Source organism: uncultured Friedmanniella sp. (assembly GCF_964244285.1).
In the GTDB taxonomy this organism is placed as follows: Bacteria; Actinomycetota; Actinomycetes; order Propionibacteriales; family Propionibacteriaceae; genus Microlunatus.
Genome location: NZ_CAXTHT010000004.1, coordinates 222,880 through 237,482, shown reverse-complemented (window position 1 = coordinate 237,482; position 14,603 = coordinate 222,880). Strand labels below are relative to the sequence as shown.

Annotated in this window: 14 protein-coding genes; 7 read left to right on the top strand and 7 right to left on the bottom strand. The window is 73.5% G+C overall.

Annotation, left to right across the window (positions count from 1 at the left end; all coding sequences use genetic code 11):
• Window positions 1-47 precede the first annotated feature (47 nt).
• Window positions 48-1,241, top strand: a complete 1,194-nt coding sequence (metK, locus tag ACFE7W_RS12315; RefSeq protein ID WP_375425086.1) for a methionine adenosyltransferase — start codon at window positions 48-50, stop codon at window positions 1,239-1,241.
• A 12-nt stretch (window positions 1,242-1,253) separates the two neighbouring features.
• Here the strand turns inward: metK and ACFE7W_RS12310 are convergent, their stop codons facing one another.
• The gene (locus ACFE7W_RS12310) at window positions 1,254-2,492 is read right to left on the bottom strand and encodes a threonine/serine exporter ThrE family protein (protein WP_375425085.1); all 1,239 of its coding nucleotides are present in this window, start codon (window positions 2,490-2,492) and stop codon (window positions 1,254-1,256) included.
• Window positions 2,493-2,536: 44 nt separating this feature from the next.
• On the opposite strand from ACFE7W_RS12310, the gene ACFE7W_RS12305 reads away from it, so the two are divergent.
• A complete protein-coding gene (locus ACFE7W_RS12305; RefSeq protein WP_375425084.1) occupies window positions 2,537-4,591 on the top strand; it encodes a primosomal protein N' in 2,055 nt (684 codons plus the stop codon).
• Window positions 4,592-4,604: 13 nt separating this feature from the next.
• Here the strand turns inward: ACFE7W_RS12305 and ACFE7W_RS12300 are convergent, their stop codons facing one another.
• Window positions 4,605-5,273: a TetR/AcrR family transcriptional regulator gene (locus ACFE7W_RS12300; RefSeq protein ID WP_375425083.1), complete on the bottom strand. Its 669-nt coding sequence runs from the start codon at window positions 5,271-5,273 to the stop codon at window positions 4,605-4,607.
• 70 nt (window positions 5,274-5,343) lie between these two features.
• Here ACFE7W_RS12300 and ACFE7W_RS12295 point away from each other — a divergent pair, with 70 nt between their 5' ends.
• A complete protein-coding gene (locus ACFE7W_RS12295; protein ID WP_375425082.1) occupies window positions 5,344-6,633 on the top strand; it encodes an MFS transporter in 1,290 nt (429 codons plus the stop codon).
• Entirely contained in the window at window positions 6,630-7,340 is a 711-nt protein-coding gene (locus ACFE7W_RS12290) for a siderophore-interacting protein (RefSeq protein WP_375425081.1), read from the top strand. Before ACFE7W_RS12295 ends, ACFE7W_RS12290 begins: the two co-directional genes overlap by 4 nt.
• On the opposite strand, the gene ACFE7W_RS12285 is transcribed toward ACFE7W_RS12290, so the two are convergent.
• Genes ACFE7W_RS12285 through ACFE7W_RS12275 form a run of 3 tightly spaced genes read right to left on the bottom strand, consistent with a single transcriptional unit; the run spans window position 7,254 to window position 9,464 of the window.
• A complete protein-coding gene (locus ACFE7W_RS12285; RefSeq protein ID WP_375425080.1) occupies window positions 7,254-7,739 on the bottom strand; it encodes a hypothetical protein in 486 nt (161 codons plus the stop codon). The genes ACFE7W_RS12290 and ACFE7W_RS12285 overlap by 87 nt on opposite strands.
• Before the next feature lie 34 nt (window positions 7,740-7,773).
• Window positions 7,774-8,127, bottom strand: coding sequence for a hypothetical protein (locus ACFE7W_RS12280; RefSeq protein WP_375425079.1), 354 nt, complete (start codon window positions 8,125-8,127; stop codon window positions 7,774-7,776).
• Window positions 8,124-9,464, bottom strand: a complete 1,341-nt coding sequence (locus ACFE7W_RS12275; RefSeq protein ID WP_375425078.1) for a PepSY-associated TM helix domain-containing protein — start codon at window positions 9,462-9,464, stop codon at window positions 8,124-8,126. Before ACFE7W_RS12275 ends, ACFE7W_RS12280 begins: the two co-directional genes overlap by 4 nt.
• Window positions 9,465-9,569: 105 nt before the next feature.
• On the opposite strand from ACFE7W_RS12275, the gene fmt reads away from it, so the two are divergent.
• Genes fmt through rpe form a run of 3 tightly spaced genes read left to right on the top strand, consistent with a single transcriptional unit; the run spans window position 9,570 to window position 12,527 of the window.
• Window positions 9,570-10,493, top strand: coding sequence for a methionyl-tRNA formyltransferase (gene fmt, locus ACFE7W_RS12270; protein WP_375425077.1), 924 nt, complete (start codon window positions 9,570-9,572; stop codon window positions 10,491-10,493).
• A complete protein-coding gene (locus ACFE7W_RS12265; RefSeq protein WP_375425076.1) occupies window positions 10,493-11,842 on the top strand; it encodes an RsmB/NOP family class I SAM-dependent RNA methyltransferase in 1,350 nt (449 codons plus the stop codon). Before fmt ends, ACFE7W_RS12265 begins: the two co-directional genes overlap by 1 nt.
• A gap of 22 nt (window positions 11,843-11,864) precedes the next feature.
• The gene (gene rpe, locus ACFE7W_RS12260) at window positions 11,865-12,527 is read left to right on the top strand and encodes a ribulose-phosphate 3-epimerase (protein ID WP_375425075.1); all 663 of its coding nucleotides are present in this window, start codon (window positions 11,865-11,867) and stop codon (window positions 12,525-12,527) included.
• Here rpe and ACFE7W_RS12255 read toward each other — a convergent pair.
• Window positions 12,510-13,721 (bottom strand): AI-2E family transporter, encoded by a 1,212-nt coding sequence (locus ACFE7W_RS12255; RefSeq protein ID WP_375425074.1) that lies wholly within the window; start codon window positions 13,719-13,721, stop codon window positions 12,510-12,512. The two genes, rpe and ACFE7W_RS12255, sit on opposite strands and share 18 nt — an antisense overlap.
• Before the next feature lie 30 nt (window positions 13,722-13,751).
• Window positions 13,752-14,600, bottom strand: a complete 849-nt coding sequence (locus ACFE7W_RS12250; protein WP_375425073.1) for a PAC2 family protein — start codon at window positions 14,598-14,600, stop codon at window positions 13,752-13,754.
• Window positions 14,601-14,603 lie beyond the last annotated feature (3 nt).

The following is a 14,603-nucleotide window of genomic DNA, read 5'->3' as shown; positions in this document are numbered from 1 at the left end:
CGACCCGGCGACGCGTGCCGGGGAGCAAGCAAGGGAGCACCCGCACCATGGCACGAAGACTGTTCACGTCCGAGTCGGTCACCGAGGGCCACCCCGACAAGATCGCCGACCAGATCAGCGACTCCGTCCTCGACGAGCTGCTGCGGCAGGACCCGGAGAGCCGGGTGGCGGTCGAGTGCCTGGTGACCACCGGTCTGGTGGTCGTGGCGGGCGAGGTGACGACCGACTCCTACGTCGAGATCCCCGGCGTCGTCCGGCAGCGCATCATCGACATCGGCTACGACTCCTCCACCAAGGGCTTCGACGGCGCGTCCTGCGGCGTGACGATCGCGATCGGCCAGCAGTCGCCCGACATCGCCCAGGGGGTCGACACCGCCGTCGAGTCGCGCACCGGTGCGTCGGTCGACGCGCTGGACGCCCAGGGCGCCGGCGACCAGGGCCTGATGTTCGGCTACGCGTGCGACGAGACCGAGTCGCTCATGCCGCTGCCCATCGACCTCGCGCACCGGCTCGCCGAGCAGCTCTCCCTGGTCCGCAAGGACGGGACCATGCCGTACCTGCGTCCCGACGGCAAGACCCAGGTCACCGTGGAGTACGACGGCGACCGCCCGGTCCGGCTGGACACGGTGGTCCTGTCCAGCCAGCACGCCGCGGACATCGACCTGGACGCGCTGCTGGCTCCCGACGTCCGCAAGCACGTCGTGGAGCCGGTGCTCGAGCGCTTCGAGATCGACTCGAGCGACTACCGGCTGCTGGTCAACCCGACCGGACGCTTCGAGATCGGCGGCCCGATGGGCGACGCGGGCCTCACCGGCCGCAAGATCATCGTCGACACCTACGGCGGGATGGCCCGGCACGGCGGCGGCGCCTTCTCCGGCAAGGACCCCTCGAAGGTCGACCGCTCCGGCGCCTACGCGATGCGCTGGGTGGCCAAGAACGTCGTCGCGGCCGGTCTGGCCCGGCGTTGTGAGGTCCAGGTCGCCTACGCCATCGGGAAGGCGCACCCGGTCGGCTTCTACGTGGAGACGTTCGGCACCGAGCAGGTGCCCACCGACCAGATCGCCGACGCCGTGCTGGCGACGTTCGACCTGCGGCCGGCGGCGATCATCGCCGACCTGGACCTCAAGCGCCCCATCTACGTGCCGACGGCGGCGTACGGGCACTTCGGTCGCACCCTGCCCGGCGTCACCTGGGAGGTCGCCGACCGCGCCGAGGCTCTCGCCGCAGCGGTCAAGGGCTGAGCCCCTCGGTCCTCAGCGGGCGTGGCGGGCGCGGCGGAGTCCACGACGGAGGGACTGGGCGAGCGCGGCACCCACCAGGAGGCCGAGGGCGATGCCGCTGACCACGCCGAGGACGCCCGTCAGCGTGCTGGCCGAGACCCCGGTCGAGACCGCCAGCTGGGTGGTGGAGACCAGGCCGAGGCTGCCCGGGACCAGCAGCCAGAAGGCCGGCAGGAAGACCACCAGCCGGGGCAGGTCGGGACGGAGGCCCTCGACCGCGGACGCACCGAGGCTTGCCGCCAGCGCACCGGCGAAGCTGCCGAGCACCGGCCCCGAGAGGGCCTGGCCGAGGGTCTGGGCACCGAAGGCGAGCACCAGCACCAGCCCGATCCAGGGCAGCAGCGTCAGCGACGGGCTCTCGAGCAGCCCGATGCCGACGGTGATCAGCCCCAGCCCCAGCGGGGCGGCCCACCAGCCCAGGTCGTCGACGCGCAGGTTGGCTAGCTCGGCCGGCGGCACGGCGAACAGCCGCGCAGCGACGGCGATGCCGAGGGTGAACAGCAGCAGCTGGACGACGCCGAAGGTCAGCCGGGACGCACCGGCCACCATGTGCCCGGTGGCGAGCTCCGACATCGCCGTGACCAGCAGCGCGCCGGGCAGCAGCACCGCCAGCGGGGGCAGCAGGGTCCGGAGCGGACCGTCCAGCCAGCAGGCCTGCGAGCCGGCGAAGACGAGACAGGCGACCGCGAACGCGGCCAGCGTGGGCAGCAGGGTGGCGACCAGCCGTACCCGGGTGGACAGCCGGACCAGGGCCACCACGAGCACCGCACCGACCGCCGCGAAGCCGACGTTCGCACGTCCCGGCTGCAGGATCAGCGCGATCCCCACGGTGATCCCCACCCAGCCGAGATTCGCCAGCCAGACCGGGTAGCGGGGCGGTCGGGAGCTGAGGGCCAGCAACTGGTCGATGGCCTGGTCGAGCGAGATCGAGCCCTGGACGAGATGGTGGCGGATCGTGCGGACCTCCGCGGCCTGGTCGAGCCGCAGCGAGCCCTGCACCGCCTCGAAGGTCGAGGGCTCCCCACTGCTCAGGTTGACGTGCACCCCGGTCGGCCCCGCGGCGATCTGCACGTCCGGGTGGCCGAGCCCGGCCGCCACCTCCCGCACGTCCTCCTCGATGTCGGAGACCGGCTGCCCGGTCGCCACCATGGCTGCACCCAGATGGACCAGCAGCCGGCGCACCTGCAGGTCGGGGTCGGCGGTGGACGTCACCCGAGAACCGTAGGTCTGTCAGTGGGCTCTGCCTATCATCGGGTGTGCCGAACCCGACCGCGTCACCCGGCCTGACCGCCGGGCGTGGTCGACCGCCGGACACCCTGCTTCCTGCGCCGAGCAACCCGGTGGCCCGGGTGCTGCTGGACGTCGGGCTCAGCCACCTCGACCGGTCCTTCGACTACGCCGTCTCCGCCGCCCAGCACGAGGACGCGGTTCCCGGGGCCCGGGTGCGGGTGCGCTTCGCTGGCCGGCAGCGCGACGGCTTCCTGCTGGACCGGCGGGCGCGCAGTGAGCACGACGGCGAGCTGACCTGGCTGGGCAAGGTCGTGTCGAGCGAGCCGGTGCTCACCGCCGAGGTCGCCCGGCTGGTCCGCCGGGTGGCCGACCACTACGCCGGGATCTTCTCCGACGTCGTCCGGCTGGCCGTCCCGCCGCGGCACGCCGCCACCGAGAAGGCGGCGTCGCTGCCCGGCCCGCTCGAGCTGCCACCCGTTCCGGGGCACGCGCTCGAGAGCTACCCGACGGGGCCGGAGTTCGTGGCCGCGCTGCGTCGCGGGGACAGCCCCCGGGCCGCGTGGCAGGTCACGCCGAGCAGCGATCCCAGCGGGGAGTGGGCCACGGGACTGGCCGCGGCGGCGCGCGCCACCGCCGAGTCCGGCCGGGGCGCGGTGCTGGTGGTGCCGGACCAGCGCGACCGGGAGCGCCTGCAGGCGGCCCTCCGCGACGCGATGGGCAAGGCGGGCTTCGCCCTCCTGGTGGCCGAGTCGGGGCCGGCCGCCCGCTACCGGGCCTTCCTGCGGGCGCTGCGGGGGGAGGTGCGGGTGGTGGTCGGCAACCGGGCGGCGGCGTACGCGCCGGTCCGCGACCTCGGGCTGGTCGCCCTCTGGGACGACGGCGACGACCTGCTGTCCGAGCCGCGGGCGCCGTACCCGCACTCCCGCGAGGTGCTGGCGCTGCGCGCCACCGACGCCGGGGCCGCGGTGCTGTTCGCCGGCTACCAGCGCACCACCGAGGTGCAGGCGCTGGTCGAGCGCGGGTGGCTGCGGGACCTGGCCCAGCCGCGGGCGGTCGCCCGGCACACCGCCCCCCGGGTCCGCGTCACCGCCGACAGCGACCGGTCGCTGGAACGGGATCCGGCCGCGCGGGCCGCGCGACTGCCGCACGAGGTGTTCGAGACCATGCGGTCCGCCCTGCCCCAGGGACCCGTCCTGGTGCAGGTGCCGCGAGCCGGCTACCTGGTGGCGCTGGTCTGCCAGGACTGCCGCGAACCGGTCCGCTGCCGGCACTGCGGCGGACCCACGAAGGTGGCGGTGGCCGGCGGCTGGGGCCAGCGCGGCGGGGTGCTGGCCGGCTGCCGCTGGTGCGGGCGCGACCAGGAGGGCTGGGAGTGCCCGATCTGCGGCTCGTCCCGCTTCCGGGCACCGGTCGTGGGGGCCGAGCGGACGGCCGAGGAGCTGGGGCGCGCGTTCCCCCAGACGCCGGTTCGGCAGTCCGGGGCCGGGCAGGTGAGCGACACGGTGCCGGCCGTCCCGGCGATCGTCGTCGCCACGCCGGGAGCCGAGCCCCGGGCTGAGGGCGGGTACGCCGCGGCGGTGTTGCTGGACACGCCGCTGCTGCTGCTGCGGGCCGACCTACGGGCGTCGGAGGAGGCACTGCGGCGCTGGTTGAACGTGGTGGCGTTGGTCCGCGGCGGGAGCGACGGCGGCTCGGTGGTGGCCGTGGGGGACAGCGCCGGCCGGGCGTTGCAGGCGCTGGTCCGGGTCGACCCGGCCGGCTTCGCGGCCCGCGAGCTGCTCGAGCGCACCGAGGCCCACTTCCCCCCGGCCGCCAAGCTGGTCACCGTCGAGGGACGAGCCGAGTCGCTGGCCGAGCTCCTCGAGCTGCTGCGCCCGCCGCGGCACGCCGAGGTGCTCGGTCCGGTGGTGCTGCCCGCCGAACGAGGCGTGGAGACGTCGCTGCACCGGTTGACCCTGCGCGCCCCGCCCGGCGAGGCGGCCGCACTCGTCCGGGCCGTCAAGGAGGTCACCGCCATCCGCAGCGCCCGGAAGAGCGAGGGGGGGCTGCGCATCCGGGTCGACCCGATCGTTGTTGGCTAGGGGTCGTTGTTGGCTAGGGGGAGCTGGCTAGGGGGAGCTGGCTAGGGGAGCTGAGAATCGCGTCGAGCACCCGCTGCAGGTTGAGCTCGAAGAAGTCGGTCGCCGCCGCCGGTCCCGACCGGGCGACCAGCCGTCGCAGGACGGGAAAGGCCTCCTCCGAAGCGAGTCGGGCCACCCGCCGGGCCTCGTTGTCGGCTCCGGCGCCGCGGGAGGCCAGGTTCTCCCCGTAGAGGTACTGCCAGAGCAGCACGTAGGCCCCGATGAGCTCGTCGTCGGGTAGTCCCGAGCGGCTCAGTGCGGCCAGCACCCGCTCGACCGTCGGCAGGATCTCCGGACTGGCGAGTCCGTCGACCGCGATCAACGGGACCACCCACGGGTCGCGGCGGAACGCCTCGTGGGCCGCGGTCAGGACGGCGGTCAGCTCGCTGCGCGGGTCGTCGTGCGCGGACGGCAGCACGATGCCCTGCGCCACGGCGTCGAGCATTCCCTGGAGCAGGTCCTGCCGGTCGGCGACGTGGCGGTAGAGCGACATCGGCGCGGTGCCCAGCTCCGCCGCCAGGCGGCGCATGGTCAGTTCGTCGAGGCCGCCGGAGCGAGCCAGACCGGTCGCCGCAGCGAGGACGGCGGACCGGTCGAGCCTGCGTCGGGCCGCGGGCACTGGACGCGGCGCCGGTTCACTCATCTGGTCATCGTCTCAGAAGTACGGTGTCCGGACGCTTGACACCCGGGCTCGCTGAGGTAAGGCTACCCTTATGAGTACAACGTACGCAGCTCCGGCCCTGAGCCGCCGTCGCACCTTCACCCTGCTGTCCGGGCTCTACGTCTCGCAGTTCCTCGGTGTGGGCTTCTTCTTCACCGCGCTGGTGGCCATCCTCCGCGACCGCGGTGCCTCTCTGGAGCAGCTCTCCACCATCCAGGCCCTCGGGCTGGTCTGGGCCGTCAAGGTGTTCTGGGCGCCGCTGCTCGACCGGTACGGCAGCCGGAGACGCGGTCACTACCGCGGCTGGCTGCTCGTCCTGCAGCCGCTGATCGCGGTGTCCCTGCTGGCCATGATCGGCCTCGACCCGGTAGGCGACTTCGGGCCGATGATGGCCCTCGCGGCGCTGGTCGTGCTGTTCTCGGCCACCCAGGACATCGCGGCGGACGCCCTCGCCGTCCGCATCCTGGCCCCGACCGACCGCGGGATCGGCAACGGTATCCAGGTGGGCGGCGGCTACCTCGGCACCATCCTCGGCGGCGGCGCGGTCCTGGTGGTGTACGACACCTGGGGCTGGGCCGCGGCGATCGGCACGCTGGTGGTGCTGACGCTGCTGCCGACCTGGCTGGTGCTCCGCTACCGCGAGCCCCTCCGGACCGACGAGCCGACCAGTCGGCCGGGTTACCGCGACCTGCTCACCGTCTTCCGGCAGCCGGGGGTCGTCCGTTGGAGCCTGGTGCTGCTGCCCGTCCTGTGGCTCGGGGTCGGCGGGTCGTACGCGCTGGTCACCCCGATGCTCGTGGACGCCGGCTGGTCGCTGAGCCGGATCGGGTTGACGACCACGATCCTCGCCGGCAGCGGCGCGTTGCTCGCAGCGCTCGGCAGCGGGCTGCTCGTCCGACGCTTCGGCCGCAAGCCGATGATGCTCGTCCTCGGCTCCGTGCAGGTGCTGGCGGTGCTCGCCCTGCTGCCGCTGGCCGGCGGGCGGCCCTCCGACCTCGTCGCCACCGTCGCGGTCTGCGCGATGAATGCGGCCTACGCCGCGATGTCGACCGTCGTCTACACGATCAACATGGACTTCTGCCGGCCGACGAACGCCGGGAGCGACTTCACCCTGTTGACCACCGTCTCGTTCGTCGCCTCACTCGCCGCCGGCGCCCTCGCGCTCAACGTGGCGGGTGCGGTGGGGTACTCGACGACCCTGGTGGCGGCCGCCGTCCTGCTCGGCGGCGCCCTGGTCGCGGTGGCGCTGACCTTCGCCGACCGCGCCGGTCCCGCGGCCGGGGAGGCCGGGTCCGGTGACGCGGTGGCGGGCCGCTCCGAGGTCGAGCCGGCGGTGGGGTGACCGTGCCGACCCTTCCTTCTGTCGCGCTCGCCCAACGGGCCGAGCGCTGGTTCGGCCACCCGGGCCGGGTGCTCGACGTGCTACCGCTCACCGCCGGCCTGCTGCAGGTCGAGCTCGTCGTGGACCACCTGCGGAACCGGCCCTGGAGCCCCGGTCAGGAGGTCGAGTTCCGCGTCGACGCCCGGGCCTTCCGGCACTACACGCCCGCCGTGGTCGACCCCGCCACCGGCCGGCTGGAGATCGTGTTCAGCCTCGACGCCGACGGTCCGGGCACCCGCTGGGTGCAGGGACTCGCGGCCGGCGACGACGTGGCGATGATGGGGCCGGGAGGTGGCCTGCGCCGTCGCCCGCGGCCCCAGCAGCTGCTGCTGGGCGACGCGACCACCCTCGGCCTCTTCGCCGCGCTGCTTCGGGACCGAGCAGCAAGCAGGTACGACGGGGCCGTCGAGGTGGCAGCCGGGGACGAGGACGCGGCCGCGGCCCTCGTTCCGGGACTGACGGTGCTGACCAGGCAGGCCGAACCCGGCGTCGCTCTCCTCGACTGGCTCGGCGAGCACCCACCCCATCGGCCCGACGAGGTGGCCGCCTGCCTGGCCGGTCACGTCCCGACGATGCAGCGGCTACGGGGCCGGCTGCTGGCCCTCGGCCTGAGCCGGCGGGCCGTCAGCCTCAAGGCACACTGGTCGACCGGCCGGCAGGGACTGTGACCCCTCCGCCCGGGACGCGACCTCCGCCGAGGGGCCCGCCCGCCCGGGCAGCCGGTGCAGCCAGGCCAAGGCGAGCAACGGCAGCACGGCGGGGACGTAGCCGTACCCGGAGCCGTAACCCGACCAGACGCTGGCGTCGGGAAACAGGTCAGGTCGGGTGAGGCTCAACGTGCCGACCCCGACGACGCCGAGGACCTCGGCCAGGCAGACGACGACGGCGGCCCGCTGCCACCGACCCCGGTCCGCCTGCGCGACCAGCACCATGCCCGACAGGTAGATGGCGGCCGAGACCGCCGAGAGGACGTACGCGGTGAGCGCCCGGTCGGGGTGGGCCGCCAGCTGCACCGTGCTGCGCGCGCCCGCCGCGAGGGTGAAGAAGCCGTACGCGAGGGCGAGCACCCGCCCCGGCCCGACCGGTGGCCGCCTCCCGCCCTCAGGCACGGGCCGTCGCGACCAGCCGCACCACCACGACCGCCAGCACCAGGCAGCCGGTGCTGAAGGCGGCCGAGCCCCAGCGCCCCCGGTCACCGCCGACCACCCCGGCGGTCACCGGAAGCAGCAGCGGTGCGGTGACCAGGTAGCCCAGGTGCGTTCCCAGCTCGGCCGGTCGGATGCCGCTCAGCAGGCCGGCGACCGCCGCAGCCGCCGTGCCCGCCGCGCCCAGACCCGCGACGACCAGCGCTCCGTCCAGCACCCGGGGCCGCGGCCGCCCGACCAGGCAGCAGGCCAGGCAGCCCAGGCCGACCAGGATCGCGTACCCGGTGGTGGCTTCGGCGATCCCGTTCACGGGGTCGGGATGAGGCTGTTCGCCTCCTCGGTGGTGGTCGGGTCGGCCGCGCGCGCCCGACGGGCCTGCGCCCGGCGCCGGGCCACCCCTCGCTTGTAGAGCCACGTCGACACACCGGTCCAGGCGAGCATCAGCGGCGCCAGCCCGAAGGCGAACCAGATCAGCCGCCACCAGCCGTTGACCGCGTAGCCGTAGTGCAGCAGGCCGGAGCGCCAGTTGTCCCAGATCTGGTGGGAGAGCGAGCTGTAGCGGGCCTCCGACACCTGCTTGACGTGGCTCGCGTCATAGCGATCGACGTCGACCAGCACCTGGCCGGGGTAGTGGCCGTAGGCGTAGGGGTCGACGCCCGCCGAGAGGTAGATGCCGTAGCTGCCGTCCGTGCCGTCCTCGCTGGGGACGCTGGCGTAGACCGGAGTGCCCGACGTCGTACGCGCGGCGGCGGCGATCGCGGCGTCCAGCCCGATGTCGGTGGCGCCCTCGGGCGGCTTGTTCGAGGTGAAGTCGTACTGGTCCTCCGGCGTCGGCGTCGCGCCGGTCACGGCGAACCAGGCGTTGTCCAGGGGCAGCTCGAAGCTGGAGCCGGTGATCCCCCACATCAGCAGGAAGGGGACGGCCACCAGGCCGGCGAGCTGGTGCAGGTCGAAGTCGCGGGTGTAGCGGCTCTGGCGCCACCGGACCCGGAAGCCGTGGCTCCAGCGCTTCAGGCCCGGCCACCACAGGACCAGCCCGCTGATGGCGAGGAACACCAGCAGCACCCCCATCAACGCGAGGATCAGGGTGCCCCAGGTCGCGCCCGGCAACAGCGTGGCCAGGCCGGGCACCTCATGACCCAGGAAGGGCACGTAGCCGGTGTAGCCCCCGCAGGTCAGGGCGCACTCGTGCAGGTTGACGAAGAAGCCCATCACGCCGTGCTGCGGGTTGACGAACCCGGTGACAGCGGCCCGACCCGGATCCACCAGCCATGCCCCGGGATGCGCCTCGCCGTCGGTGGACAGCACCTCATAGATCCCGTGGAAGGCGTTCACCGTTCCCGGGGAGAAGTCGGGGTGCTCGCGCTGCACCAGCTCGTACGCGGCTCCCAGCGACATCGGCTGGTCGCTCGGGGTAGCGGTGTAGAGCGCGGGGTGGGCCCAGGTCTGCCACTCGGGCTCGTAGAGGACCGCCGCCCCCGAGGTGGTGATGGCGATCAGCACCAGGCCGAGGACCAGCGAGGTCCAGCGGTGGCTGACCACCAGGGCGCGGTGGACGGGGCGCCGGCGCCACCACGGACGACGCCGAACCCGCGGCAGCCTCCGCTCCTGCTGCTCCGGCGTCACGGTCGACGTCGTGGTGGCCAAGCGAACTCCCTAAGGTGAGCCTTACCTAATAGCAAGAGAACGTAGGGGGCGGAGGCGGCTGGGTCAACTGGGCTGCGTCGCCGCTGGACGCCCTAGACTTCGCCGGTGCGCATCGTCTTCGCCGGCACGCCCGAGGTGGCGCTGGCTCCGCTGGAGGCGCTGTTGGCCTCACGGCACGACGTCGTGGCCGTCCTCACCCGGCCGGACGCGCCGGCGGGCCGGGGCAAGAAGCTGCACCCCAGCCCCGTCGCCGCCCGGGCCGCCGAGCTCGGCCTCGAGGTCCTGACCCCGCGTCGGCCACGGGACGAGGACTTCCTCTTCCGGCTGAGCGAGATCGGTCCCGACTGCTGCCCGGTGGTCGCGTACGGGGCCCTGCTGCCCCAACGGGTGCTGGACATCCCGGCCCGCGGCTTCGTCAACCTGCACTTCTCGCTGCTCCCGGCGTGGCGCGGCGCCGCGCCCGTGCAGCACGCGGTGATCGCCGGCGACGCCGAGACCGGGGCGACCACCTTCCAGATCGTGCTCGAGCTGGACGCCGGGCCGACCTATCTGCGCACGGCCGAGACGATCCGGCCCACCGACACCTCCGGTGACCTGCTGCAGCGGCTGTCGGTCTCGGGCGCCGACCTGTTGGTGCGGACCCTCGACGGCCTCGAGGACGGCACCCTCGAGGCGACGCCGCAGCCGGCAGCGGGGGTGACCATCGCCCCCAAGCTGGAGGTCGAGGACGCACGGGTCGACTGGACCGCACCGGCGGAGGTGGTCGACCGGCTGATCCGGGGCTGCACGCCCGCGCCCGGGGCCTGGACGACGTTCCGCGGCGAGCGACTCAAGCTGGGGCCCGTCCGTGCTGGCGACACCACTCTCGCCGCCGGCGCGATGGCCGTGACCAGGAGGGCCGTTCAGGTCGGGACCGGTACGGGCGCGGTCCTGCTGGGCACGGTCCAGCCTGCCGGCGCCCGCGAGATGCCGGCCGCGGACTGGGCGCGGGGGACTGCACCAGGGTCCGCCGACGTGCTCGGCACCTGATGGCGCCCCCGAAGCGCCGCAAGCCCGACCGAGCCCGGCGGCTCGCGTTCGACGTGCTGCGAGCCGTGAACGCGGACGGCGCCTACGCGAACCTGGCGCTGGCGTCCCTCCTCACCTCGCGCGGGCTCACCGGTCGCGATGCCGCCTTCGCCACCGAGCTGGTGGCTGGCACCTGCCGCCGACAGGGCACCTACGACGAGGTGATCGCCGCCGCAGCGGGCCGACCGCTCAGCTCGTTCCAGCCGGCCGTGCTGGACCTGTTGCGGCTGGGTGCGCACCAGGTGCTGTCGATGCGGGTGCCGGTGCCGGCCGCCGTCGCGGCCATGGTCGACCTCGCGGCCGCAACGGTGGGGGAGCGGGTCACGGGGGTGACCAACGCCGTGCTGCGCCGGGTGGCGGCCCACGACCTCGACGCGTGGCTCGAGCAGCTCGGCGCCGGCCGGGAGCCGCTGGACGTCCTCGCCCTCCAGACCTCCCACCCCCGCTGGGTGGTGGACGCCTTCGCCGACGCGCTGCCCGCCGCAGAGCTGCCGAACGCCCTCGAGGCGGACAACGACAGCCCCGAGGTGACGTTGGTCGTCCGGCCCGGGCTGGCCGAGGTGGCCGAGCTGGTCGACGCCGGGGCGCACGCGGGCTTCCTCTCCCCGTATGCCGCGCGCTGGTCGGGCCCGCCGGCCGGGCTGCCCGCGGTACGCGAGGGACGCGTCGGCGTGCAGGACGAGGGCTCCCAGCTGGTGGCCTGGGGCCTGACGCGCGCCGACGCGCCCGCCGGACCGTGGCTCGACCTCTGCGCCGGACCGGGCGGCAAGACGGCCCTGCTGGCCGGGCTCGCGGCCCTCGTGGGGGAGCCGCTGGTGGCGGTCGAACCGTCGGCCCACCGGGCCGAACTGGTGGCCGCCGGAGTCCGGGCGTACCCGGCCGACCAGCGACCCTCCGTGCTGCAGGCCGACGGCACCCGGCCGTCCTGGCGTCCCGGGTCCTTCGCCCGCGTGCTGGCCGATGTGCCCTGCACCGGTCTGGGGGCGCTGCGGCGCCGGCCGGAGTCGCGATGGCGACGTACCGCCGCCGACGTCGAGCAGCTGCACCCGCTGCAGACCGCCCTGCTCGGCAGCGCCCTCGACGCGGCGGCACCGGGCGGCCTGGTCGGCTACGTCACCTGCTCGCCGCACCGACGGGAGACCGTCGACGTGGTCGAGGAGGTGCTGGCCGGTCGGGACGGCGTCGTCGTCGTCCCGGCCGCCGAGGTGCTGCCGGAGCTGGCCGGGGCAGCCTCTGGGGACTACCTGCAGCTGTGGCCGCACCGGCACGGCACCGACGCGATGTTCGCGGCCTACCTGCGCCGGACCTGAGGTTGCTGGATAGGTTTCGCTCGTGACCGCCAGAATCATGCCCAGCCTGCTGTCCGCCGACTTCGCCAACCTGCAGGCGGCCATCGAGACCATCCCGGGCGCGGACGCGCTGCACGTGGACGTGATGGACTACCACTTCGTCCCCAACCTGACGCTGGGTCTGCCCGTGGTCGAGGCGATCCGCGCGGTCACGCCGGCGATGCTGGACGTGCACCTGATGATCTCCGACCCGGACCGCTGGGCCCCGGCCTACGCCGAGGCGGGGGCGGAGTCGGTCACCTTCCACGTCGAGGCGGCGGCGGCGCCGGTCCGGCTGGCCCGCGAGCTGCGCCACCAGGGAGCCCGGGCCGCGATGGCTCTCAAGCCGGCCACGCCGATCGAGCCCTACGCCGACCTGCTGCCCGAGCTCGACATGGTGTTGATCATGACGGTCGAGCCGGGCTTCGGCGGCCAGAGGTTCCTCGACCTCTGCCTCCCCAAGATCGAGCGCACCCGGGCCCTGCTGGACCGGCTGGGCGGCGACGTCTGGCTGCAGGTCGACGGCGGTGTCTCGGTGGAGACGATCGAGCGTTGCGCGGCGGCCGGGGTCGACTCCTTCGTCGCGGGCTCGTCGGTGTTCGGGGCCGAGGACCCGGACGCGATGGTCACCGAGCTGCGCCGGCTGGCCTCAGCGGCGGCGAGCTGAGGCCTTCGAGGCCCGCGAGGCCCCCCGCTCGCTGTTCTCGGACGCCTGCTGGGGCTGCGGCACCTCTGTCGCCCTCCGCTTCCGTTGCCGCTGCGGCGTCTCCTTGCCGGGATCGGAGCTGATCAGGGCGTTCACCCAGTTCGCCGGCACGGAGTTGTCCACCAGCACCGACTTCAGGAACAGCGTGGCCGGGATGGCCAGCAGCGCGCCCAGGGCGCCCAGCAGCGAGGCCCAGAAGACCAGGGAGACGAAGGCGACCGTGCTGCTGATGCCCACGGCGTCACCGGTGAAGCGGGGCTGGATGATCGTCTGCACGACGACGTTGATCACGGTGAAGACGACGATCACCACGATCATGCTGGTCACGCCGCCGTCCAGCAGGGCGATCAGGGCCGGCGGGATCACCCCGATGATGAAGCCCACGTTGGGGATGTAGTTGGTGACGAAGGCCAGCACACCCCAGGTGATGTAGAGCGGGACGCCGATGATCACCAGGGCGATCGTGTCCAGCACGGCCACGGCGAACCCGAAGACCGTCGTCACGATCCAGTAGCTGCGCACCCGGTTGGCGAAGTTCTGCAGGCCGTCGGCGATCCGCGGCCGGGTCTCACGGATCACCGACAGCCGCTCGCCCATGCTGGCCGCGTCGAAGGCCAGGAAGATCACCACGGTCACGATCAGCAGCAGCAGCGAGGCGCCGCCGCTGATCCCGCTGAGCAGGCTCTGGGCCGGGGCGGACAGGCTACTGAGGGAGAAGGACGAGGCGAGCTTGCTGATCTGCTCCTGGCCGTAGCCCAGCTTGGTGGAGAGCGCGAGCAGGGAGTCGAAGATCTTGGTGAACGCGGACTGGTACTGCGGCAGGGTGGCGACCAGCCGGTAGATCGCGAAGACGACCGACCCCAGGATCACCGCCAGCAGCGCGTAGATCGCCAGCAGCGTGACCGTGCTGGCCAGCCACGACGGCCAGCGGCGCTTGACCAGGAACGACCGCAGCGGCGAGACCGTGATCACCAGCGTGATCACCAGGAAGATCGGGGTGATCAGGCTGGCCGTCTCCTTGAGGCCGGCGCCGATGATGATCAGCCCCGCCAGGATCAGGATCGCGAAGTACGGCGGGCTGCCGGCCAGACCGGGGCCCGGCTGGGGATCGGGCGCGGGCGGGGTGGTCGGCGCGGGGGCAGGGGACTTCGGCACAGGAGAACCTTAGAGGGTCCTCCTGCGCGACTAGTTTCCCTGCCGCCGGCGGAGGTAGCGCTCGAACTCGGCCGCGATGACCTCACCGCTCGCCTCGGGCAGGTCGGTGGCGTCTTGCTGCTGCTCCAGCGAGGTCACGTACTCGGCCACCTCGGCGTCCTCGGCGGCCAGCTCGTCGACCCCACGCTCCCAGGCTCGGGCCAGCTCGGGCAGCTCGCCCAGCTCGAGCGAGGTGTCCAGCAGCTGCTCGAGTGAGGAAAGCAGGGCCAGCGTCGCCTTCGGGCAGGGCGGGTGGGAGACGTAGTGCGGGATCGCGGCCCACAGCGACAGCACCTGAACGCCGGTCCGCTCGAGCGCGTCGCCCAGGACGCCGAGGATGCCGGTCGGCCCCTCGTAGCCCGACGGGGCCAGGCCCATCGAGGTCATCAGCTCGCGGTCGCCGGTCGAGGTCGACACCGGGATCGGCCGGGTGTGCGGCGTGTCGGCCAGCAGCGCCCCGAGCAGGTGCACCCGCTGGACGTCGGCCGAGCGCAGCGCGGAGGTGATGAGCGCGCAGAACTGGCGCCAGCGCAGGTTCGGCTCCAGGCCCTGCACCAGCACCAGCGACCGGCCGTCGGCCAGCTGGGCGACCTTCAGCTCGGTGGTGGGCCAGGAGAGCTCGCGGTCGTCGTCCTCGTCCAGCTCGACGACGGGCCGGTTGACCTGGAAGTCGTAGAAGTCGTCGGGGTCGATCGAGAAGACGGACTCGGCCTCGTAGGCCTCGGCAAGGTGCTCCACGGCTCCGGTCGCGGCGCTGCCGGCGTCGTTCCAGCCACCGAACGCGACGACCACGACCGGGTCGGTCAGGTCGCGGAGGTCACGGGGAGGAGCGTCAGACATGAC

What these genes read in the sequence shown, in the direction of transcription:
- metK (WP_375425086.1), top strand. Translation starts at nt 48, where the DNA reads ATGGCACGAAGACTGTTCACGTCCGAGTCGGTCACCGAGGGCCACCCC.
- ACFE7W_RS12300 (WP_375425083.1), bottom strand. Translation starts at nt 5,273, where the DNA reads ATGAGTGAACCGGCGCCGCGTCCAGTGCCCGCGGCCCGACGCAGGCTC.
- ACFE7W_RS12295 (WP_375425082.1), top strand. Translation starts at nt 5,344, where the DNA reads ATGAGTACAACGTACGCAGCTCCGGCCCTGAGCCGCCGTCGCACCTTC.
- ACFE7W_RS12265 (WP_375425076.1), top strand. Translation starts at nt 10,493, where the DNA reads ATGGCGCCCCCGAAGCGCCGCAAGCCCGACCGAGCCCGGCGGCTCGCG.
- ACFE7W_RS12250 (WP_375425073.1), bottom strand. Translation starts at nt 14,600, where the DNA reads ATGTCTGACGCTCCTCCCCGTGACCTCCGCGACCTGACCGACCCGGTC.